20 protein-coding genes and 1 tRNA gene are annotated in these 19,702 nt (G+C 68.6%); 6 read left to right on the top strand and 15 right to left on the bottom strand.

Annotation, left to right across the window (positions count from 1 at the left end; translation table 11 throughout):
• Positions 1 to 52 precede the first annotated feature (52 nt).
• From IEY84_RS13290 to IEY84_RS13275, 4 genes are all read right to left on the bottom strand, one after another.
• On the bottom strand, positions 53 to 1,042 hold the full coding sequence (locus IEY84_RS13290) for a putative endonuclease domain-containing protein (RefSeq protein WP_183552153.1): 990 nt from the start codon (positions 1,040 to 1,042) through the stop codon (positions 53 to 55).
• A 70-nt stretch (positions 1,043 to 1,112) separates the two neighbouring features.
• A complete protein-coding gene (gene dmpG, locus IEY84_RS13285; RefSeq protein WP_183552150.1) occupies positions 1,113 to 2,138 on the bottom strand; it encodes a 4-hydroxy-2-oxovalerate aldolase in 1,026 nt (341 codons plus the stop codon).
• Positions 2,135 to 3,112 carry an acetaldehyde dehydrogenase (acetylating) gene (locus IEY84_RS13280; RefSeq protein WP_183552141.1) on the bottom strand — a complete coding sequence of 326 codons (978 nt, stop codon included), beginning with the start codon at positions 3,110 to 3,112 and terminating at the stop codon, positions 2,135 to 2,137. The genes dmpG and IEY84_RS13280 overlap by 4 nt, the downstream gene beginning before the upstream one ends.
• Positions 3,113 to 3,115: 3 nt before the next feature.
• Positions 3,116 to 3,928 (bottom strand): 2-keto-4-pentenoate hydratase, encoded by an 813-nt coding sequence (locus tag IEY84_RS13275; protein WP_183552139.1) that lies wholly within the window; start codon positions 3,926 to 3,928, stop codon positions 3,116 to 3,118.
• 68 nt (positions 3,929 to 3,996) lie between these two features.
• On the opposite strand from IEY84_RS13275, the gene IEY84_RS13270 reads away from it, so the two are divergent.
• Positions 3,997 to 4,764, top strand: coding sequence for an IclR family transcriptional regulator (locus tag IEY84_RS13270; protein ID WP_183552129.1), 768 nt, complete (start codon positions 3,997 to 3,999; stop codon positions 4,762 to 4,764).
• 5 nt (positions 4,765 to 4,769) lie between these two features.
• Here IEY84_RS13270 and IEY84_RS13265 read toward each other — a convergent pair whose 3' ends face one another.
• From IEY84_RS13265 to IEY84_RS13240, 6 genes are all read right to left on the bottom strand, one after another.
• Positions 4,770 to 5,048, bottom strand: a complete 279-nt coding sequence (locus IEY84_RS13265) for a hypothetical protein (RefSeq protein WP_183552126.1) — start codon at positions 5,046 to 5,048, stop codon at positions 4,770 to 4,772.
• Complete coding sequence (locus IEY84_RS13260; RefSeq protein WP_183552123.1) at positions 5,045 to 5,578, bottom strand: GNAT family N-acetyltransferase; 534 nt, start codon at positions 5,576 to 5,578, stop codon at positions 5,045 to 5,047. Before IEY84_RS13260 ends, IEY84_RS13265 begins: the two co-directional genes overlap by 4 nt.
• 70 nt (positions 5,579 to 5,648) lie before the next feature.
• Entirely contained in the window at positions 5,649 to 6,749 is a 1,101-nt protein-coding gene (locus tag IEY84_RS13255; protein WP_183552120.1) for a PDR/VanB family oxidoreductase, read from the bottom strand.
• The gene (locus IEY84_RS13250; RefSeq protein ID WP_183552118.1) at positions 6,746 to 7,690 is read right to left on the bottom strand and encodes a metal-dependent hydrolase; all 945 of its coding nucleotides are present in this window, start codon (positions 7,688 to 7,690) and stop codon (positions 6,746 to 6,748) included. Before IEY84_RS13250 ends, IEY84_RS13255 begins: the two co-directional genes overlap by 4 nt.
• Positions 7,687 to 8,526: an alpha/beta fold hydrolase gene (locus IEY84_RS13245; RefSeq protein ID WP_183552115.1), complete on the bottom strand. Its 840-nt coding sequence runs from the start codon at positions 8,524 to 8,526 to the stop codon at positions 7,687 to 7,689. The genes IEY84_RS13250 and IEY84_RS13245 overlap by 4 nt, the downstream gene beginning before the upstream one ends.
• Before the next feature lie 159 nt (positions 8,527 to 8,685).
• On the bottom strand, positions 8,686 to 10,128 hold the full coding sequence (locus IEY84_RS13240; RefSeq protein WP_183552112.1) for an NAD(P)/FAD-dependent oxidoreductase: 1,443 nt from the start codon (positions 10,126 to 10,128) through the stop codon (positions 8,686 to 8,688).
• 319 nt (positions 10,129 to 10,447) lie between these two features.
• Here IEY84_RS13240 and IEY84_RS13235 point away from each other — a divergent pair, with 319 nt between their 5' ends.
• Genes IEY84_RS13235 through crcB form a run of 3 tightly spaced genes read left to right on the top strand, consistent with a single transcriptional unit; the run spans position 10,448 to position 12,186 of the window.
• Complete coding sequence (locus tag IEY84_RS13235; RefSeq protein ID WP_183552109.1) at positions 10,448 to 11,386, top strand: ATP-binding protein; 939 nt, start codon at positions 10,448 to 10,450, stop codon at positions 11,384 to 11,386.
• An 18-nt stretch (positions 11,387 to 11,404) separates the two neighbouring features.
• Entirely contained in the window at positions 11,405 to 11,821 is a 417-nt protein-coding gene (locus IEY84_RS13230) for a fluoride efflux transporter FluC (RefSeq protein ID WP_221209294.1), read from the top strand.
• Positions 11,818 to 12,186 (top strand): fluoride efflux transporter CrcB, encoded by a 369-nt coding sequence (gene crcB / locus IEY84_RS13225; protein WP_183552106.1) that lies wholly within the window; start codon positions 11,818 to 11,820, stop codon positions 12,184 to 12,186. Before IEY84_RS13230 ends, crcB begins: the two co-directional genes overlap by 4 nt.
• 16 nt (positions 12,187 to 12,202) lie before the next feature.
• On the opposite strand, the gene IEY84_RS13220 is transcribed toward crcB, so the two are convergent.
• Both IEY84_RS13220 and IEY84_RS13215 read right to left on the bottom strand, forming a co-directional pair.
• On the bottom strand, positions 12,203 to 12,559 hold the full coding sequence (locus IEY84_RS13220; protein ID WP_183552103.1) for a metallopeptidase family protein: 357 nt from the start codon (positions 12,557 to 12,559) through the stop codon (positions 12,203 to 12,205).
• Positions 12,560 to 12,589: 30 nt separating this feature from the next.
• Positions 12,590 to 12,937 carry a WhiB family transcriptional regulator gene (locus IEY84_RS13215; protein WP_183552100.1) on the bottom strand — a complete coding sequence of 116 codons (348 nt, stop codon included), beginning with the start codon at positions 12,935 to 12,937 and terminating at the stop codon, positions 12,590 to 12,592.
• Between the two features lie 282 nt (positions 12,938 to 13,219).
• Here IEY84_RS13215 and IEY84_RS13210 point away from each other — a divergent pair, with 282 nt between their 5' ends.
• A complete protein-coding gene (locus tag IEY84_RS13210) occupies positions 13,220 to 14,263 on the top strand; it encodes a hypothetical protein (RefSeq protein WP_183552097.1) in 1,044 nt (347 codons plus the stop codon).
• A gap of 64 nt (positions 14,264 to 14,327) precedes the next feature.
• Here the strand turns inward: IEY84_RS13210 and IEY84_RS13205 are convergent, their stop codons facing one another.
• The 3 genes from IEY84_RS13205 to IEY84_RS13195 form a co-directional block, all read right to left on the bottom strand.
• Complete coding sequence (locus tag IEY84_RS13205; RefSeq protein ID WP_183552095.1) at positions 14,328 to 15,050, bottom strand: hypothetical protein; 723 nt, start codon at positions 15,048 to 15,050, stop codon at positions 14,328 to 14,330.
• A gap of 503 nt (positions 15,051 to 15,553) precedes the next feature.
• Positions 15,554 to 15,627, bottom strand: a tRNA-Asp gene (locus IEY84_RS13200).
• Positions 15,628 to 15,704: 77 nt separating this feature from the next.
• Positions 15,705 to 17,498 carry an alpha/beta hydrolase family protein gene (locus IEY84_RS13195; RefSeq protein WP_183552092.1) on the bottom strand — a complete coding sequence of 598 codons (1,794 nt, stop codon included), beginning with the start codon at positions 17,496 to 17,498 and terminating at the stop codon, positions 15,705 to 15,707.
• A gap of 710 nt (positions 17,499 to 18,208) precedes the next feature.
• Here IEY84_RS13195 and IEY84_RS13190 point away from each other — a divergent pair.
• Positions 18,209 to 19,471 (top strand): HNH endonuclease signature motif containing protein, encoded by a 1,263-nt coding sequence (locus IEY84_RS13190; protein WP_189129304.1) that lies wholly within the window; start codon positions 18,209 to 18,211, stop codon positions 19,469 to 19,471.
• The last annotated feature ends 231 nt before the right edge of the window (positions 19,472 to 19,702 follow it).

Below are 19,702 nucleotides of genomic sequence, written 5' to 3'. Positions count from 1 at the left end.
CGACCCGGGGAGCGCCAGGCGCACCTGGTACGCCTCACGCTCCCCGGGTCCGTCAGGCCTCCTTCATTCGGCATGCCTCGCCGCAGGCCTTCATCGTGCCGTTCCAGCCGTTGCGTCTCAGGATCCTGGCGATCCTGGTGGCGGTGTGGCAGGGAGTGTCGAAGACCTGGTGAAAGCGGAGCCGCGCGGTGAGCACCCCGGCGGAGGCGAGGTCGTCGAGGGCGCGGTCGGCGTCGCGCGCCTGGTCGCGCCAGGACTCGTGACCGACAGCGCCGTCGAGCTCGACGACGAGTCCGTACGCCGCGTACTCGACGTCCCGGAACTGGTTCCCGGCCGGGCCGGACCGCGGCGCCTGGCGCGTCCCGGCCGGCAGGCCGTGGGCACGCTCGACCTTGGTGAGGTAACCGTGCTCGAGCACGGAGTGGGTGCCTGCGCCGAGATCGTCGATCAGGCCGGCGAGGAGCGCACGGCGGCGTACCGACGGATAGCGGTCGAGCGCGGCCCGAAGGGAGTCAGCGGTGACATAGCTCTTCCCGGCCGCATCCGCGAGCCGGGCGATCGCGTCGATGTCCTTGGCTGCCTCGTGCGCCATCGCCAAGGCGTTGTCCTCGGCGGTGAGCCGGGGCGGCGTACCCCCATAGGCGCGCAGCTCCAGGCCCTTCATCCGATGGATGACGATGCCGTCCTGCGGCCGGATCCGGCGGCTGTGGTCGACGGCGACGTGGATCGGGGCACCGTCGTCGCGCCTGCGTGGTTCCTCGACGCTGGTCCAGCACAGGTAGGCGGGCTCGGCGTAGAGGACGGCGGCCCAGGCACGCTGGCGCCAGGTCATCGGGCCGGCATGGTCGACGTAGACGCGCGGGTGGACGCGGCGGAGCTCCTTGCGTCGCACGCTCCGCTCGATGTCGGTCTTCATCACCCCACCGGCGGTCAGCTGCGCGTGGCTCGCGACACCGTCCTGCATGAGCAGGTGAGCGCGCAGCAGTCGAGCAGCGTCCTCGCGCCGCTCCCGCTCCCTCTGCTCGTCCGGGGTCTCGACCACAGACCGACGGTAACCCTGGGAGCGCCAGGCGCACCATGTACGCCTGGCGCTCCCAGGGTTGGGGACAACCTCAGCTCGCGGCTTCCTCGCGCTCGGCGAGCTTGGTCAGGCAGATGTCGACGATCATGTCTTCCTGGCCGCCCACCAGGCCCCGGCGGCCGCACTCCATGAGGATGTCGCGGGTGTCGACGCCGTAGCGGGCGCTCGCGTTCTCGGCGTGGCGGAGGAAGGAGGAGTAGACGCCGGCGTAGCCCATCGTCAACGTCTCGCGGTCGACACGCACGGGGCGGTCCTGGAGGGGGCGGACGATGTCGTCGGCGGCGTCCTGGAGCTTGAACAGGTCGCAGTTGTGCTTGAAGTCGGACAGGTTGGCGACCGCGATGAACGCCTCGATCGGGCAGTTGCCGGCGCCGGCGCCGTGGCCGGCGAGGGAGGCGTCGACGCGGTAGACGCCGTTCTCGACGGCGACCACGGAGTTGGCCACCGAGAGCGAGAGGTTCTCGTGAGCGTGGATGCCGATCTCGGTCTCGTCGTTCAGTACGTCGCGGTAGGCCCGGGCGCGGTCACGGACATCGTTCATCGTCAGCCGGCCGCCGGAGTCGGTGATGTAGACGCAGTGGGCGCCGTAGGACTCCATCAGCTTCGCCTGCTGCGCGACCACCTCGACAGGCGCCATGTGGTTGAGCATCAGGAACCCGGAGACGTCCATCCCCATCTCGCGCGCGGCGGCGATGTGCTGGGCCGAGACGTCGGCCTCGGTGCAGTGGGTCGCGACGCGGACCGAGCGCACGCCGAGGTCGTAGGCCCTGCGCAGGTCCTCGATCGTGCCGACGCCGGGGAGCAGCAGCGTGGTCAGCCGGGCGTTCTTGATGACCGAGGCAGCGGCCTCGATCCACTCCCAGTCGGAGTTGGAGCCGGGACCGTAGTTGACCGAGCCGCCGGTCAGACCGTCGCCGTGGGCGACCTCGATGGCATCGACGCCGGCCTCGTCGGCGGCGATGACGATCCGCTTGACGTCCTCGGGCGTGATCCGGTGGCGTACGGCGTGCATGCCGTCGCGCAGCGAGACCTCTTGGACATAGATGGGCGTGCTCATCGCGCAGCCTCCTTGGGGGACGAAGCGATCCGATCGGCCATCTGCAGCGCGGCCGAGGTCATGATGTCGAGGTTCCCGGCGTACGCAGGGAGGTAGTGCGCGGCGCCCTCGACCTCGAGGAACACCGACACCTGATGCGTGGGCCGGGTCGTCTCACCCTCGGCCAGCAGCGTCTCCACCGGCTGGTCCGAGGGGATCTCCTGCACCTGCACCTTCTGCTTGAGCCGGTAGCCAGGAACGTACGCAGCGACGTCACCGACCATCTTCTCCACCGACTCGGTGATCTCCGCGGTCAGCTCCTCCAGGGAGCGGGACCCGCCATCGACCAGCGCATACACGGTGTCGCGCATGATCAGCGGCGGCTCGGCCGGGTTGAGGATGATGATGGCCTTGCCACGCTTGGCGCCGCCGACCTGCACGATCGCGCCCGAGGTGGTCTCGGTGAACTCGTCGATGTTGGCCCGGGTGCCGGGACCGGCGGAGCGGGACGAGATCGAGGCGACGATCTCGCCGTAGGCGACCGGCACCACCCGCGCGACCGCGGCCACGATCGGGATCGTCGCCTGCCCGCCGCAGGTCACCATGTTCACGTTGGGCGCGTCGATGTGCTCGTCGATGTTGACGGCCGGGATGACGTACGGCCCGATCGCCGCCGGGGTGAGGTCGATGAGCCTCTTCCCGTAGGGCTCCAGCGCGGCCGCGTTGACGACGTGCGCCTTGGCCGAGGTCGCGTCGAAGACGATCTCGATGTCGTCGAACTCGGGCAGCGCGATCAGGCCCTCTACCCCGTCGGACGTGGCCGCGAACCCGAACTTCCGCGCCCGCGCCAAACCGTCGGAGTCGGGGTCGATCCCGACCATCGCACCCATCTCCAGGTGTTGCGACGTACGCATCACCTTGATCATCAGGTCGGTGCCGATGTTGCCCGACCCGATGATCGCCACCTTTGCCTTGCGTGTTGGGCTCAGCGCCATCAGTCAGTCTCCTACGGTGAAGGCCACCGAGCCGAGGCCCGACACGGTGGAACGAACGGTGTTGCCGGGCGCGATCGGCCGCATCGGACCGAGCGCCCCGGAGAGGATGAGCTGGCCTGCGCGCAGCGGCTCCCCGAAGTCGCGGGCGTAGCGAGCCAGCCACTGGACCGCGTTGACCGGGTCACCGAGACAGGCTGCTCCGGTGCCGGTCGAGACCTCCTCGCCGTCGATCGACATCGACATGGTGACCTCGTGGGGCTCGAACTCGTCCAAGCGCCGGCGCTCGGCCCCGAGGACATAGGCCCCCGCGGAGGCGTTGTCCGCGACGGTGTCACCGAAGGCGATCTTCCAGTCGGCGATCCGGCTGCCACAGATCTCGATGGCCGCGACGGCGTAGTCGATGGCTTCGCGCACCTGATCGTAGGAGAGGTCGCCGTCCGCCAGGTCGGCCGCGAGGACGAAGGCGATCTCGGCCTCGGCCCGCGGCTGCAGGATCGCGTCGGCCGGGAGCACGTCCCCGTCCGCGTACGCCATGTCGTCGAAGAGCACGCCGAAGTCGGGGGTGTCGACGCCGATCTGCTCCTGGACGGCCTTGGAGGTGAGCCCGATCTTGCGGCCGACGATCTTCGCGCCACCGGCGACCCGGGCCGCGGTGAGCCGCTCCTGGATCGCGTACGCCGTCTCCAGATCGGTCGCGCCCAGCAGGTCCCGCATCGGCGGCACGGGGGCGCCGGTGCTGGCGGCGGTCAGCAGCCGGTCGGCGGCGGCCGCGACGGCGGCGCCGGCGACGTCAGGCGGGGAAGTCACTTCGCTCATGTGCCCACCGTCTCAGCAGCAGGCCCAAGCAGCAGGGCTCACGTCCCGCTGACCGGTACGGTGATCCCATGCCTCACCAAGCTGCCGATCTCGACACCGTGCTCGGCAAGGCGGTGACCATCCTGCGGGCCTTCACGGTCGACGACCAGGTGCTCCCCCTGGCCGAGCTCGTCCGCCGCACCGGCCTCCCCAAGGCGACCGTCCACCGCGTCGCCGGCGACCTGGTCGCCAACCGCCTCCTGGACCGCACGCCGCTCGGCTATCGGCTCTCGGGCGGCCTCTTCGAGCTGGGCATGCGCGCCTCGGTCGAGCGCTCCCTGCTGGAACTGGCGATGCCGTTCCTCCAGGACCTCTACGAACGCACCCACGAGACCGTCCACCTGGGTGTTCGCGAAGGGCACGACGTCGTCTACGTCGCCAAGATCGGCGGTCACCGACAGGCCAAGTCCCCCTCCCGGCCGGGCGGACGGATGCCCGTCCACTGCACCGCGATCGGCAAGGTCCTGCTCGCGTTCTCCGACCCGGAGGTGCAGCAGGAGGTCCTCAACGGCCCCCTCCAGCGGCGTACGCCGCACACGATCGTCGCTCCCGGGCTGCTCGAGCGCCAGCTCGGCGCCGCGGTCGAGCACGGCGTCGCCTTCGAGCGCGAGGAGTCGGCGCCCGGGCTCCAGTGCATCGCCGCCCCCATCCTCACCGACGGCGACAGAGCTCTGGCTGCGATCAGCATCACCGGCCCCGTCGGGCGCTTCCGCCCCGAGGCCTACGTGACGCAGGTCCGGGCGGCCGCCCAGGGTCTGTCCAGCCTGGCGAGCCGCCGCCGCTCACTCTCCAGCTGAGGAGGTCAGTCGGTGCGGGCCGGCGGCAGGTCGGCCAACCTGGCATCGGGGTGGGCCCGGACGGCGTCGAGAAGCTCCAGCCAGCTCCGCCCGACGTCGTCGAGCCTGTCCTCGGAGACGAGCCGGAAGGCGGCGGCCCGCAGCACATCGACCCCCACCTCGCGCGTACGCCCGGTCGCGCGCAGGCTCGTCAGGACCTCGTCCACCGCGTCAGCGGGGGCGGCGGAGTCCCCCGCCAGCGCCCACTGGACCTCGTCCTCCGTCGCGACGTCATCGTCGCTCACAGCTTGATCCAATAGCGCCGCTTGGGTCCGGTGCCGTATGCAGCCCCGTCGAAGACGTCCTGGAGCTGCCCGCCCTGGGACTCGATGGTGCGAGCCGAGGCCGCGTTGTCCTCGTCGCAGGTGATCAGGACACGCTCCAGGCCCAGCGCTCGGGCTTCGGCGAGCAGCATCCCGAGCGCTCGCCGGGCATGCCCTTGGCGACGGGACGAGGGCCGGACGGAGTAGCCGATGTGCCCGCCCACGTTCTCCAGGAACTCGTTGAGCTCGTGGCGCAGCTGGATGAACCCGACCACGTCCCCGTCGTCGGTGATCCAGAAGGCCGAGGCGTGCACCCGCCCTGCAGGCGGCGGGACCGAGACGTCCCGGTCCCGCGCAGTGTTCTCGATCAGCCGCTCGCACGCCTCCCGACTCGTGTCGGCGGCCTCCTCGTCCGGGATGGAGGCACCATCGACGTGCCCTCCCTCGAACTCGCCGACGGTGGCCGCCCAGGAGTCGTAGAGGTCGAGCGATGGAAGAACGAGTGCAGTCATACCGCAAGCAGACCAGCCAACCGCCCCTCGGACAAACCGTTAACGTCGGACCAGGCCGGCCATGACGGCCTCAGCCGTCGATCACCACGGTCCCCCGCGCTCGTGAGACGCACAGGATCATGTGCCCCTCGCGCTCGTACTCGGCCAGGGCGTGGTCGCGATGCTCGACCTCACCCTCCAGGACCCGCACCCGGCAGGTGCCGCAGAAGCCCTGCTGGCAGGAGTACGCCTGGGCGGGCCGAATCCGGCGGACCGCCGTCAACGCCGACTCCTCGGCGCCCACCTCGACCTCGGATCCGGAGCCCTCGAGGCGTACCCGGAACGGGCGACCGCCGAGCACCGGCGGCGGCGAGAACCGCTCATAGTGCAGCCGGTCGATCTGCGGGTCGGGGATCTGCGCCCGGATCGCGTCGATCATCGGCATCGGCCCGCAGCAGTAGAGCGCCGCCCCCTCGGGCGCCATCGAGATGATCTTGGCCGCATCCGGGGTGCCGAACTCGTCGTCGGGCCACAGCTGGACCTCGTGGTCGCCGACGATCGTCCTGATCTCCTCGAGGAACGGCATGGTGTCACGCGAGCGGCCGGTGTAGACGAACTCGTACGGCACGCCGCGGCGCACCACGTCGCGCAGCATCGGCAGGATCGGGGTGATCCCGATGCCGCCCGCGACGAAGAGGTAGCCGGCGGGCGAGTCCACGAACGGGAACGCGTTACGCGGCCCCTTGAGCACCAGCCGGTCACCGACGCCGAGATAGTGCGCCTCCACCGACCCGCCACCTCCTCCGGCGGTCGGCTCGATCAGCCGCACGCTGATCCGGTAGGCGGAGAGGTCGTCCGGGTCGGAGTTGAGCGAGTACTGCCGCAGCCTTCCGCTGGGCAGCACCACGTCGACGTGGGCACCCGGGTCCCAGACCGGCAGGTCTGCAGAGCCGCGTCGTCCTGAGCCTGTCGAAGGGTCCTCCCGCTCGAACCAGATCGCCTTGACGTCGTCGCCCTCCTGGTCGACTCGGCTGACGCGCACGTGCAGGTCCCGGTCGATCCGACCGAGCGGCTTGCGGCGGCGCCAGGACCGGTAGGCGGCCTTGGTCCAATAGCCCCCGACGATCGCCTCGAAGCCGCGGTAGAGCAGCGAGTCGGGGATCTCCGGGACGGCGTAGTGCGCCGGCTTCACCGGCTCTCCGCGATGGCGTCTGCCCGCAGCGCCGCGGGTGATTTGGCCAGGTAGCTCACTGCCTGCGCGGTCGAGCCCTCCTTGGACGGGTCGTAGCCGGGCAGGAAGAACTTCCAGGTCGCCCACCCGATGCGTACGACTCCGGGCACCAGTCCGCGGCGCTCGGCGTCGATCAGCTTGAGCAGACTGGCCTTGGACCGCTTGGCCTGACCTGGCTGCGCTGATTCGAGCGGGGTCGGGTCGTGGTCCATCAGGTACTGCGCACCTCGCCACCACAGCACGAGCAGCGCGGTGCCGCCGAGCAGATAGGAGCGGACCCGGCGTAGGTAGCGCCCGTCGACATGCTGGAAGACGTCGTACGCCACGTTGCGGTGCTCGACCTCTTCGGCGCCGTGCCAGCGCAGCAGGTCGAGCATCGTCTCGTCGGCCCCGGCCTCGTCGAGCGCGGGCGAGTTGAGCACCCAGTTGCCGAGCACGGCGGTGAGGTGCTCGAGACCGGCGATGATCGCCGCGCGCTCGATCAGCCACTCCTCCTTGGCCCGGCCGGTCAGGTCGCGCTCACCCAGGATCTTGCGGAACAGCGCCTCGATCTCCGCCGCGAACGGACGTACATCGAGGCCGTTGTCGGTGAAGTAGTCCTGCACCTCCTGATGGGCGGCGGCGTGCACGCCCTCCTGGCCGATGAAGCCGATCACGTCCTCGCGGAGCTGGTCGTCCTCGATCAGCGGCAGGATCTCGGAGAACACCTTGACGAACCACCGCTCGCCCTCGGGCAGCAGCAGGTGCAGCACGTTGATGTAGTGGGAGGCGAAGACCTCGCCCGGGATCCACACCAGCGGCAGCCGGCTCCAGTCGAACTTCACGTTCCGCGGATGCAGGGCCACCTTGGCCGGCTCGTGCCCGCGCCTGCTCTCCTTGCTCTCCTTGCCGATCTTGCTCATCGCACACCCTCCTTGTCGATGAAGGCCGTGATCGCGCCCGCGATCAGCTCCGGCTCCGCGGTCACGACCCAGTGGCCGCCGTCGATGACCTGGGTGGTCAGCCTCGTCGCGTACGCCCGGGGAGCCTCGGTCTGCAGCGGCACCGTCACGTAGTCGTCCCCGCGCGGGGCGATCACCAGCACCGGCACGTCGGTCGCCCGCGGCTCCGGACGGAGCAGCTTGCCGAGGAAGTTGGCCCGGTAGAGCTCGACCCCGTTGACCTGGTCCTTCGCCGGCCGCGGTCCGCCACCGACGAACCGGGCGAGCAGCCCTGAGCGGACCATCGCCTCAGGCAGCAGCGGCGCCTGGAAGGCGAAGACGTACCAGGAGTGGGCCAGCTGTCGCAGCGTGCTCCGCAGATGCCCCCGCTCACGCAGCCATGCGGTCGCCATCCCCAGATCGGGTCCCGAGATCGAGACGTACGTCGCGATCCGGCTGCGCAGCGCCGGGTCGGTCACCGACTCCCAGGTCTGGATCGAACCCCAGTCGTGCGCCGCGACGTGAACCGGCGCGTCCGGCGAGACGGCGTCGACAACAGTCCGGAAGTCGGCGGAGAGCTGCGCCAGGCGATAGCCGGCGGTCGAGTCGGGGACGCCCGACTCCCCCGTGCCGCGTACGTCATAGGCGACGACGTGGAAACGCTCGGCAAGCACCTCCGCAACCCCGTCCCAGACGGAGTGGTTGTCGGGGTAGCCGTGGACGAGCACCACGGTCTCGGCGTCGGCCGACCCTCGCTCGTGGACCGCGAGCCTCAACCCGTCGGTGGTCTCGACCAGCCGCGTGGTCACCTCGGTCATGCGTCCTCCTTCGCGGGCGTCCAACCCAACAGGTTAATGAGACACCTTCCCCGCAAACAATAGCAAGCACTTCTTCGTGGCAGCCTCGGCCGGGCGCGCAAAAACCACCGACCCGCCGCAGACCAGGTCTGCGGCGGGTCGGCCGGAAAGCGGAAACCGCTACGAGGCGCTGCGGGAGTCGGCCAGGCGCGACTCCTCCGCGGCGTGCTCCTCGAGCTCCTTGCGCCGGGCCTCCACCTGGGCGGCGACCTCGGCCGGGTCGTCGATGAGGGCGGCCATGCCACCCGGGACGCGTTCGAGCGCCTCGCGGGCGAAGATCTGCTGCATGGTGGTGGTGCGCTCGGAGCGGTCCTTGCCGATGAACGACATCATCCAGTGCAGCGTCGCGGTGAGCCGGTTGCGGAACCCGGTCATGTAGGCCAGGTGGACCACCAGCCAGCCGAACCAGGCGAGGACACCGGACAGCTTGAAGCTGCCCATGCTGAGGACAGCGTTGAAGCGGCTGATGGTGGCCATCGAGCCCTTGTCGAAGTATTTGAAGTTGCCGGGCTCCGGCTTGTCCTTCAGGCGGGCCTTGATGGTCTTGGCCGCGTGCTTTCCACCCTGGATCGCGACCTGGGCGACGCCCGGCAGGTGGTCGAGGCTGATCATGTCGCCGACCACGAAGATCTCCGGGTGACCCGGCAGGGTGAGGTCGGCGTTGACCGCGATCCGGCCGGCACGGTCGAGCTCAGCACCGGTCTGCTCGGAGAGCGTCTTGCCCAGCTCGGAAGCCTGCACACCCGCAGCCCAGATCTTCGCGATCGAGCCGATCCGCTGCGTCTGGCCGTCCTTGAACTTCATCTCGATGCCGAACTCGTCGACGTGGGTGACCATCGCCCCGAGGACGACCTCCACACCGGCCTGCTCCAGCGCCTTCTGCGCCTTGGCACCGAGCTTCTCACCGAACGGCGGCAGCACCTGCGGCGCGGCGTCGACCAGGACCACCCGAGCCTTCTCGGACTGGATGTGGGTGAAGTCCTTCTTCAGCACGCGGCGGGACAGCTCGGCGATCTGGCCGGCCATCTCCACGCCGGTCGGGCCGGCGCCCACCACGACGAAGGTGAGCAGATCACCGATCGGCTCGCCGCGCGAGGCGGTCAGCTCGGCGATCTCGAAGGCTCCGAAGATCCGTCCGCGCAGCTCGAGCGCGTCGTCGATCGACTTCATGCCGGGCGCGAACTCGGCGAAGTGGTCGTTGCCGAAGTAGGACTGGCCGGCACCGGCAGCCACGATCAGGGAGTCGTAGGGAACGTCGATCTGCTGGTTGAGCATGCTCGCCTTGACCGTCTTGGTCTCGGCGTCGATCTCGTTGACCTCGCCGAGCAGCACGCGGGCGTTCTTCTGCCGGTGCAGGATGTCGCGGGTCGGCGGGGCGATCTCGCCCTGCGAGAGGATGCCGGTCGCCACCTGGTAGAGCAGCGGCTGGAACAGGTGATGGGTCGTCTTCGCGATCAAGGTCACCTCGACATCGTCACGACCCTTGAACTCCTTCGCGGAGAAGAGTCCGCCGAAGCCGGAACCGATGATGACGACCCGGTGCTTTGCCTGGTCCGCTGACATTGCTAATACCCTCCGCTACCTCAACACAAGAGACCGTTTGAACGTTCCACCTCATATTCTGAACCATTCCGGCGGATCTGTTCATTCCCGGGTACGACTACTTCGTCACAGTTGCCAGACCGACGCTGAGCATGCGTTTCTGCCGCGTGTCTGTTATCGAGTCGAAACCCGCCGACTTTAATCTGTGAGGGTGACCGGGACCTTGTGCCCTAGTGGTCGATGGCCCGCATCAGACACCTTCAAGTGCGGAAAATCCTTGCCACGAACAACACACAACACGAACGTGTGGACGCCGACCACGAGATCGGAGGAGGAGACCATGCCGTTGAGCCGGCCAGCTCTCCTGCTCCGCACCGGTTCCCGCGCCGTCCAGGACGCACGCTCGTGGGTTCGCGCTGCCTGTGAGGAGATCGACCGCGCCGATCTCGCCGAGTGTGCCGAGTTCGGGGTCTCCGAGCTGGTCTCGAACGCCCTGTTCCATGGCGCCGCCCCGGTCACGATCCGGATGCGCGGCACCGTCGACCATCCCCGCGTCGAGATCCGCGATGCCTCGACCGAGCCCCCGCTGCTGCCCGTCCCGCTCGCCCTCGACGACGAGGACGAGGTCCTGCTGACCGTCGGCCGCGGCCTCTCGATCGTGGCCAGCGTCTCCGATGCCTGGGGCGCCGACATCGACGCGTCCGGCAAGACCGTCTGGTTCACGCCCGCCGCGGAGATCGATGAGGGCGACGGGGTCGAGGGCGTGATCACCGGCCCGGCCGGCGCGCCTCCGAAGCCAGAACGTCTGGGCTCCGAGACCGTCGAGGTCAGCATCCTCGGCGTACCCCTTGCCCTCTACAAGGGTTTCCAGCATCACTTCCGTGAGCTGAGGCGAGAGGTACGCCTCCTCTCCCTGGCCCACGCCAACGACTACCCGCTCGCCGCCAGCCTCTCGGCCCTCTTCGGTTCGCTGGAACGCCAGCTCCTCGACGGCCTCGGCCACGGTCAGCTCTCGGGGGTGATCGGCTCCGGACGCCATCGCGAGACGGCTGACCTGCACGTACGCATGCCGCGATCCGCCGCCGAGACGATGCGCCGCTTCCTCGACATGCTCGACCTCATCGATGAGTTCTGCCGTCAGGAACGGCTGCTCGTCCTGGCCCGCTCCCCCGAGCAGGTCGCCTTTCAGCGCTGGTTCCTCGGCGAATACCTCACCCAGGCCGCCGGCGGCCGCCCCACCCGGTGGAGCGGGACCCATATGACCGGCCGCCTGTGCTGATGACCGTACGCTGTCGGCGTGCTGCGTGAGCATCGCGACCTGATCGCCCCCATCGCCGCCGGAGGGGCGCTCGGCTCCCTGGCTCGCTGGGGGCTTGCCGTGGCGCTCCCCCACGACAGCCACACCTGGCCGTGGGCGACGTTCCTCGTCAATGCCTCTGGATGCCTGCTGCTCGGCCTGCTGATGGCGTTCATCCTGGGCCCGTGGTCGGGGATCCCGTTCTGGGGCCGCTACCTGCGCCCGTTCCTCGGGGTGGGCGTGCTCGGCGGCTACACCACCTTCTCGACCTACGCGCTGGAGACATACGCCCTCAGCGGGCACGCACCCGCGCTCGCCATGCTCTATCTGATCGTCTCGGTGCTCGCCGGGGTCGGCGCCGCCTGGCTCGGGCTGGCGACCGGTCGGGTCGTCGTGCTCCGCGGTACGGATCCATGACCGCGCTCCTGGTCCTGCTCGGCGGCGCGGTCGGCGCACCCGCGCGCTACCTGACCGATCTCTACGTCCGGGAGTGGACCGGAAGCGACTATCCCTGGGGGACCATGGTGGTCAACGCTGTCGGCTCGCTCGTGCTCGGGCTGCTGGCCGGGGCAGCCGCGGGCGGCGTACTTCCTGGGTGGGTGCTCACGTTGGCCGGCACCGGTTTCTGCGGAGCGCTGACCACGTTCTCGACCTTCTCCTACGAGACCGTCCGTCTGGCCGAGAACGGCCGGTGGCGGTCGGCCGTCCTGAACGTCGTCGGGTCGCTCGCGATCGGGACGATCGCGGTCAGTCTCGGCTGGGCGGCCGGGTCGGGGCTCTAGGCCGGCGTAGGCCCGCCTAGGCCCAGCCGAGCTCGTGAAGCTTGTCGTCGTCGATGCCGAAGTGGTGGGCGATCTCATGGATGACGGTGATGCGGATCTCGGCCGCCAGGTCGGCCTCGTCGACGCACATCTGCTGCAGGGGCTGGCGGAAGATGAAGATCCGGTCCGGGAGAGTGCCGCCGTAGAGGTCGTTGCGGTCGGTCAGCGCCACCCCGTCGTAGAGCCCGAGCGTCTGCTGGGGCTCGCCTTCGGGCGGCCACTCCTCGACGAGCACGACGAGGTTGTGCACCTGGGCGGCCAGCTCGTCCGGGATGGCGTCGAGCGCCTGGTCCACGAGTGCGTCGAAGCGCTCTGGGCTTATCTCAATCCCCACAACACCTATTCTGCCGGGTGACAGATACGTCTACGCAACCGCTTCCGGAGTATTTCTCCGCAGGTTTGCGCGAGCCTGGCGCTCCAGGTCCCGCTGGTGGAGCTCCCCGTTGCGCGGACGGCCACGGGTTCGCTTGCGGGCGACGACGATTCCCTCGTAGAAGACCTCGCCACCCCACACCCCGTGCGGCTCCTGCCGGGCGATCGCACCCTGCAGGCAGGAACGCTGCAGCGGACACGTACGACACAGCTCTTTCGCCCGGTCCGCGTCGGCGCTGGTCGCGGCGAACCACAGGTCTCCGTCCTCGATCGCGCACGGCAGCTCGCTCCAGTGCACGCCGGTGGCCTCCCCTGCCACCGCCACAGACGAACCAGTCATCTCAGTCCCATCCCCTCGCTGATCCCCGTCGTCAGGGATACCCACCAAAGAGGGTGGCCGGATGGCCTGTCAGTTTTCTGTCAATAGGCAGGTGCTTGGAGCGGTGGCGCAGAGTTGAGCTGTCATCTACATCAGGGGATTCCACAACATCGCGACCCTGCTGGTACAAACTGTCCACACTAGAGGGAGGAAGGGCTAGGGTTTGCGACCATGCGCTCAATGAGAAAGGCCTCGGCGTCCATCACCGTGGGCCACCGACCCGTGGAGGATTTCCACCGACGGATGGCGCATGATCCCCACAGCCGAGCCATCGCCTCGGAGAGCCGGGACTGGCTTCTGGTGAAGTCCCTGCTCCAGCCGGGAGAGGTCCAGTGGGCCCGGGTCGCGGTGAAGTTTCCCCACGAGGGAAATGCCTCCGGCCACGCCTTCCTGACGGACCGGCGGGTGATGTTCGAGTTCCACGAGCGCGTCTTCTCGGTCAACCTCGCCGTGGTCACCTTCATCGGTGTCCCTCCGCCGCCCAGCCTGGGTGACTTCATCATCGAGGCACTGGTGCCCGGGTCGTCCTACTCCACGACGATGAAGATCCGGGACAAGGACGCCTTCCACGACTTCTTCCCGACCCTCGACTATGCCGCCCGAGCCGCCGGCGCCCAGGTGAACGTCGACGCCAGCTGGGGTGGCGAGTACGGCTCCGGGCTCGCGCAGGGTCAGCCTGCGCCCAGCAGCTATGGCGTCGCTCCGGCTCCTGGGTCCTATCCGGCCCAGGGGTCCTACCCGAACACCGGCTCCTACTACCCCAACCAGGGTGCGTACGGAACGAACACCGGGTCCTACTACGGTCCGAGCACAGGCACCCAACGCGCCGTCGGCGGACCTTACGCCGGTCAGCCGGGAGCGCAGCAGCGCGCCCGCGAGGAGGCCGCGATGGTCGAGGCCAACCTCGCCCACGCGCTGCCGGCCTTCCTGCACGAGGGCGAGTCGATCCACGCTGGGGCCGACATGCTCCAGAACATGACCGACGTCGAGATGAAGGTGATGGCCACCGAGTCACGCCTGATCGTCGTCGAGGGCAACATCTTGTGGGCCGCCCCGCTCGAGCAGACCCACGTCATCTACGCCGGCGGCGAGCGCAGCCACCTGCGCCTGCTGGTCGAGCGGGTCACCGAGACCATGGCGCTGACCCCGGGGCCGCCGTCGGCCAGCCCGACCGACCAGCGTCGCCTCGTACTTCGGACGTTGCGGGACGCCGCTGCCGGCGAGCAGCTCCACAACCACCTGACCACCAACGGCGGCCAGGTCTTCGACGCCTGGCCTGAGCACTAGCCTGCTGCTACATACGACGAGAGCCCCAGCCGATCGGCTGGGGCTCTCGTGTGTGTGCTGTGGGTCAGTCCTGCGGGTTGAAGAACAGACCGAGGGCAAGCGCCCAGACCACGTGCCACAGGTAGACGCTCACAACGGCGCCCCATCCGAAGTTGATGGAGAAGAAGCCAGGGTCCATGTCCTGATGCAGCGCGGGAATCCACCAGCCGCAGGATGCGGTGGCGAGGAACATACCCATGCCCATCGAACGCGCCAGGTTGCTCGCAGTGGTGTGGGTCTTGCCCAGCCAGGGGAAGATGATCAGCGCATAGGCGAGCGAGAAGACCATGCCGTTCAAGTAGTGGAAGCCCATGCCGGACCACCACTGCATCGAGGCGAACCCTGCCTCGTTGGCGGTGGCGTTCGGGGTCAGGATGACGCCGTTGAAGAAGGCGAAGTCCAGCGAGCCGTCCATGAGGCCGAGGCCGAAGACCCAGTAGCCGAACATCGTGGCGAGCTGGGTCGCACCGAAACCGGCGACGAGGGCACCGATGAGGCGGTTGTTGTTGACGAACTGCGGCCACTGCGTACCGGTCGTCTGCGCCATCACCGCCGGCTGCTGGATCGCCGGCTCCTGGTACTGCGGCTGGGCCTGGGACTGCTGCGGACGCTGGTCCCAACCAAGGGCGGGGGGCTGCTGCTGCGCAGGAGCGGACGGGGTGCGGTAGGCACCGTTCGTCTGCATCCGCGACGCAAGCTCGTCCGCACTCGCCGCATGGGGCGGCCGATGCGGGTAGTACGACGACATGGTGGTGTTGCCTCCTGAATACCGAACGTCTTAGTCGTTCCCCCGTGCCCTGCCGATCTGCGACGTCGACACAAGCGGCAGAATCCTCTCATGAGAGGACAGCAGCCCGCACCTTACCGCCAAATCGGCTTATATCCCACGGGGACGAACGGCCCGAACCGGGGGGTCTGGCCCGAGACTCCTGCCGAAGCAGGACGACCACCCTCCCACGCACGGCCCTCCCCGCGCTCGCCACCGCCCCGGCGTGTCCCGCCCTCCGGGAACATCACCCGGCTCACAAGTCACACCGGCAGAAACAAGCCTCTCCAGCCACACCAACCAGGGCGCGAAAGGCGATCTCGACAAGCTCCGCCGCGACAACGCACACGACCACACCAGAGCGAACCCTCCCCTGAAGGGGCTAAGGGGGTGCGGGGGATATCCCCCGCCGCGGCCGGAGGCCGCAATGTAAATCAAGAAACGACGTGGACCGCCTTGCGGTCACACGTCGCCTTCATTTCTTGCGACCCTGACGAGACTTGAACTCGCGACCTCCGCCGTGACAGGGCGGCGCGCTAACCAACTGCGCTACAGGGCCTTGTTTGTTTCCGCTGTTTGCGGCAACGGGAAAAACATAGCCCATGGGTGCTGAGGATTCACAATCGGGGATGCGTCCTACTCCTCGAAGGGTTCGTCGCCCTTCGGCTCCTCCTCGGTGAGGCCCTCCACGAGACGGTTCTTGACCATGTACGCCATCGCCCGGTCGGCCGCCCGGGCCTTGCGTCGCAGGGCCTCGACACCGGGGGCCTTCTCGTCGCTGTAGGCCGCGAGGCGGGCGACCTCGCGCCCGGTCTGGCGCTGGATCTCGGACATCGCAAGCCATACGCCGAGGTCCTGCTCGAGACCTTCGCGGGAGCGCAGGATCGCCGCGGTGAGGAGCTGGATGACGGTGACCTCGACGTCCTCGGCGGTGGACGAGCTGGAGACGAGGGTCGCGGCGATCGTGCCGGCGCCGGTGGTGGTGATCGCGCCGGCGGTGACGAGGCCGCCGACCATCCCGCCGGGGCCGAAGGCGGAGAGCGCGCCGATGATCGCCGCTCCCCCGGCGAGCCCAGCGGGCGCGGCCAAGGCGAGCCCGATCGGCCCGGCGACGAGGACGGCGGCACCGATCCCGATGCCGACCCACAGCTTCCACTGGTCGACCGGGTAGACGGCCTTCGAGGCAGACTGCATCGCGATGTGCAGGTTCTCGCCGAGCCCGCCCCCGAGCCCCATCCAGACCGTCAGGTCGTGGAAGGCCTGGCGGCGTACGTCGTCGGGGACGTCGATCTCGTAGGGCCGCACCGGGTTGGCGGTCGCCAGCGCCACCAGGGCGAGGACGGCCTCCTCCTTGGAGAGCTGGGTCAGCGGTTTGGGTCTGGGTAGGTCCAGGTCGCCGGACGCATCAGGAGAGACGCGCAGGTCGAGGAGCTGTTGGGGGATGCGTACGCCGTCGTGCTGGTAGTTCTCGATCAGCCGCTCCAGGACCTCGTGCTGGACGACGCGCAGAGCGGCGCCGAAGCGCTCCTGGGTGGCGCCCTTGAGGTGATCGCGCAAGAACTGGGCGTAGGCGAGCCACAGCGCCAGCCGCACCTCGAGCGAGTTGAGGGCGACGTCGGGGGTGCCCTCGACGAGCGCGACCTCCTTGGTGAGGGAGCCGAACAGGCCGCGCCCGATCGCGGTGGCGACCGGCTTGGAACGGAGATAGGTCGTGGTGCGGTGGTCGAGGCCGAGCCCGACCTGGAGATCGAGCGCCCAGGGGAAATGTCGCCAGATGCCACGCAGGCCGGTCACCGCGTCGCCGTTGCTCCATACGTTGACCCACCAGCCGACGTGGTCGACCGGCGCCTTCATCTCCAGACGGTCGGAGTCCTCGTGGAGGTTCGGGTGGGCGGCCGGACTGCCGATGGTGACCAACCCGACGACGGTCAGCGTGGGCGGAAGCCGGCGGAGAAGGTCGATCGCGATGATCGAGCCGAGACTGTGTCCGACGATGACGATCTCGCCCTCCTCGGGGAGCTCATCGAGGACGGTGCGCAGCGTACGCGCGCGGATCCCGGGCTTGGTCACATAGTTGTGCGCCTGCCGGAGCACGCGCAGCACGATCGGGGCCAACGAGTCGGTCACTCCGACAGGCGAGGCCGGGACAGGCTCACCGAGGATCTTCTCGAGCTCTGCGGTCGCGCGCTCGACCCGGCGGCGTACGCCCCGCTGCTCCTCGGCGCTCAGTCTCGGCGTCGTGACCGGCGGTATCTTCAGGGCTTTGTCGCTGATGTCGGTGCGGAGCAGGTCGGGATACTTCGGCGCGATCACCTCGACCCCGTCGAGCCCTGGGTAGCCGACATCCTGAAGCGACTTGTCCAACGCACGCCGCCAGGCGTCGCGCGGGTCGCCGTTGCCGACGCCGTGAAGATAGAGGAGCGAGACCACCTCCCGATTCTCTCTTATGTCCCGAGAAACACGGGGTTACGCGGGGGCGGCGGTTTCTGGGAGCGAGGTCGTCGGGCCTCGCACCGCTGGTCGGACCTCGCACCGCTGGTCGGGCCTCGCACCGCTGGTCGGACCTCGCACCGCTGGTCGGACCTCGCACCGCTGGTCGGACCTCGCACCGCTGGTCGGACCTCGCACCGCTAGTCCGACCTCGCACCGCTAGTCCGACCTCGCACCGCTAGTCACCTCGCACCGCTAGTCCGACCTCGCACCGCTAGTCCGACCTCGCACCGCTAGTCCGACCTCGCACCGCTAGTCCGACCTCGCACCGCTAGTCCGACCTCGCACCGCTAGTCCGACCTCGCACCGCTGGTCGAGCCGCCGGAGCCGCTAGGCGGAGGCGTGTCGAGACCAACACGGCTCCCTGCCGGAACGTCCCACCCGAAGGCTGGCCTGGCCCGCCGAGAAATATTTGGCTGGCTATCGGGGCGGCGGCCCGGGTGTGGCGCAGCGGAATCTTGCTTCGAACGGGTGCTGTCGCGGGGCGGGAGGGTGACCCTTCGGGCCACTTACCATCCACAGGTTTGAGCCGTTCGCTTACCGCGAAAAAGGCATTTGACCTGGGGGAATAGGTGTTCAGAAAAGTGGATCAGGAGTAGAATCAGACCCATCACGACACGCCTCTGAACACTCGGAGAGGAGGGGCGGCGATGAGCCTGGACGGCAGCATCGACCACTGGGGTATCAACCCCGGCGATGCGATCGATGCCGAACTGGCTGCCATCGAGTCCTCCCTCGACACCCTCCTGACCCGTGACCCTGCCTACTGGCGTACCAGCCAGAAGAAGACAGCGCTGGAACGGATCGAGCGACTGCAGGCCAAACAGGCCGCGTTGAAGCTGCGGATCCTGGCCGCTGCGGGGGATATCGCCGAGGAGACCGGCGCCAAGGACGTCTCCGGGTGGATGCTGACCGAACTGCTGGTCGACAAGAAGACCGGCCGCGCCGAAGTGAAACTGGCCGCGGGGATCGCCAGGTACGAGCTCGTGGCCGCCGGCATGGCTGAAGGTGTCATCTCTCAAGAGAAGGCGAGGGTGATCTCCAAGGCGCTCGACCAGGTCGCCACCGACCCCGTGGCCACTACCGAGGACCTGGTCCTCGCGGAGAAGCTGATGGTCGAGTCCGCCACCGAGCTGACCGCGAAGAAACTAACAACCGCCGCGAAACACATCCTCACCACCATCGACCCCGAACGCTTCGAAGCCGCCGAGGCCAAAGCACTCCAACGCGAAGAAGAAGCCGCCCTCCGCCGCACCTTCTTCACCTCTCGTGCCAACGGGGACGGGACCGTGGACATCCACGCCCGCGTCTCGAACGCTGTCGCGATGAGGCTCCGCACGATGCTGGACTCGTTGGCCCAGCCCCGGAAGCTGTCTGCGGAGAACCGTGGCCGCAAGACCCCCTATGACCGGCTCCTGGGGCAGGCGTTCGCCCGAGTGATCGAGACCTACGACGTCGACCAGCTTCCCCGCCATGGTGGCCACGCCACGACCGTGTTCGTCACGCTGAGCGTGGAGGATCTCCGTAACGACCTCGGTACCGCCGCGTTGGGGTTCGACGGGGACCAGATCACCGCCGCCGAGGCCCGTCGGATGGCCTGCAACGCCGACCTCATCCCCGTCGTGCTCGGCAGCGATTCGGAGATCCTCGACTTCGGCCGCACCATCCGCCTGGCCCACCCCGTCCAGCACCGGGCACTGCGGTTGCGGGACAAGTGCTGTCAGGCCGAAGACTGCGATGCCCCAGCAGCGTGGACCGAGGCGCACCATCTGAAACCGTGGTCGGCAGGCGGCAGAACCGACATGGCGAACATGGTCTTGTTGTGTCCCAGTGATCATCGTCGGATCCACGACCCCGGCTACGCGCATGAGCGGCTACCGGATGGACGGATCCGGTTCACCCGCCGCGTCTGACCGCGCCCTGACTCTCGTGGGCCTGCCTGGCCTTCCCGACCTTGTGAAACTTTCACAAGGTCGGACCCTCTGTCATAGTCAACGACCAAGCGACCTCTCCGGCACTGGGGAAGCGCGCCTCCTTGTGAACGATTCACAAGGTGTCATCGTCTTGTGCAGTACCCCCCCGAACGCCCCCCGCCCAGCAGGACTCTCCAGCCACAGGTCCCAGGCCCGTACCCAACCCAAGGA

The organism is Nocardioides albus (genome assembly GCF_014648255.1).
In the GTDB taxonomy this organism is placed as follows: domain Bacteria; phylum Actinomycetota; class Actinomycetes; order Propionibacteriales; family Nocardioidaceae; genus Nocardioides; species Nocardioides albus.
Note: the sequence above shows the minus strand (reverse complement) of the source record. Positions and strands in the feature narration are given on the sequence as shown.

Bases quoted from the DNA above. Each gene is read 5' to 3' on its own strand.
- dmpG (WP_183552150.1), bottom strand. From the start codon at position 2,138: ATGAGCACGCCCATCTATGTCCAAGAGGTCTCGCTGCGCGACGGCATG.
- IEY84_RS13205 (WP_183552095.1), bottom strand. From the start codon at position 15,050: ATGTCGTCGTACTACCCGCATCGGCCGCCCCATGCGGCGAGTGCGGAC.
- IEY84_RS13210 (WP_183552097.1), top strand. From the start codon at position 13,220: ATGGCGCATGATCCCCACAGCCGAGCCATCGCCTCGGAGAGCCGGGAC.
- crcB (WP_183552106.1), top strand. From the start codon at position 11,818: ATGACCGCGCTCCTGGTCCTGCTCGGCGGCGCGGTCGGCGCACCCGCG.
- IEY84_RS13215 (WP_183552100.1), bottom strand. From the start codon at position 12,937: ATGACTGGTTCGTCTGTGGCGGTGGCAGGGGAGGCCACCGGCGTGCAC.
- IEY84_RS13270 (WP_183552129.1), top strand. From the start codon at position 3,997: ATGCCTCACCAAGCTGCCGATCTCGACACCGTGCTCGGCAAGGCGGTG.
- IEY84_RS13260 (WP_183552123.1), bottom strand. From the start codon at position 5,578: ATGACTGCACTCGTTCTTCCATCGCTCGACCTCTACGACTCCTGGGCG.
- IEY84_RS13240 (WP_183552112.1), bottom strand. From the start codon at position 10,128: ATGTCAGCGGACCAGGCAAAGCACCGGGTCGTCATCATCGGTTCCGGC.
- IEY84_RS13275 (WP_183552139.1), bottom strand. From the start codon at position 3,928: ATGAGCGAAGTGACTTCCCCGCCTGACGTCGCCGGCGCCGCCGTCGCG.
- IEY84_RS13190 (WP_189129304.1), top strand. From the start codon at position 18,209: ATGAGCCTGGACGGCAGCATCGACCACTGGGGTATCAACCCCGGCGAT.
- IEY84_RS13245 (WP_183552115.1), bottom strand. From the start codon at position 8,526: ATGACCGAGGTGACCACGCGGCTGGTCGAGACCACCGACGGGTTGAGG.
- IEY84_RS13250 (WP_183552118.1), bottom strand. From the start codon at position 7,690: ATGAGCAAGATCGGCAAGGAGAGCAAGGAGAGCAGGCGCGGGCACGAG.
- IEY84_RS13280 (WP_183552141.1), bottom strand. From the start codon at position 3,112: ATGGCGCTGAGCCCAACACGCAAGGCAAAGGTGGCGATCATCGGGTCG.
- IEY84_RS13235 (WP_183552109.1), top strand. From the start codon at position 10,448: ATGCCGTTGAGCCGGCCAGCTCTCCTGCTCCGCACCGGTTCCCGCGCC.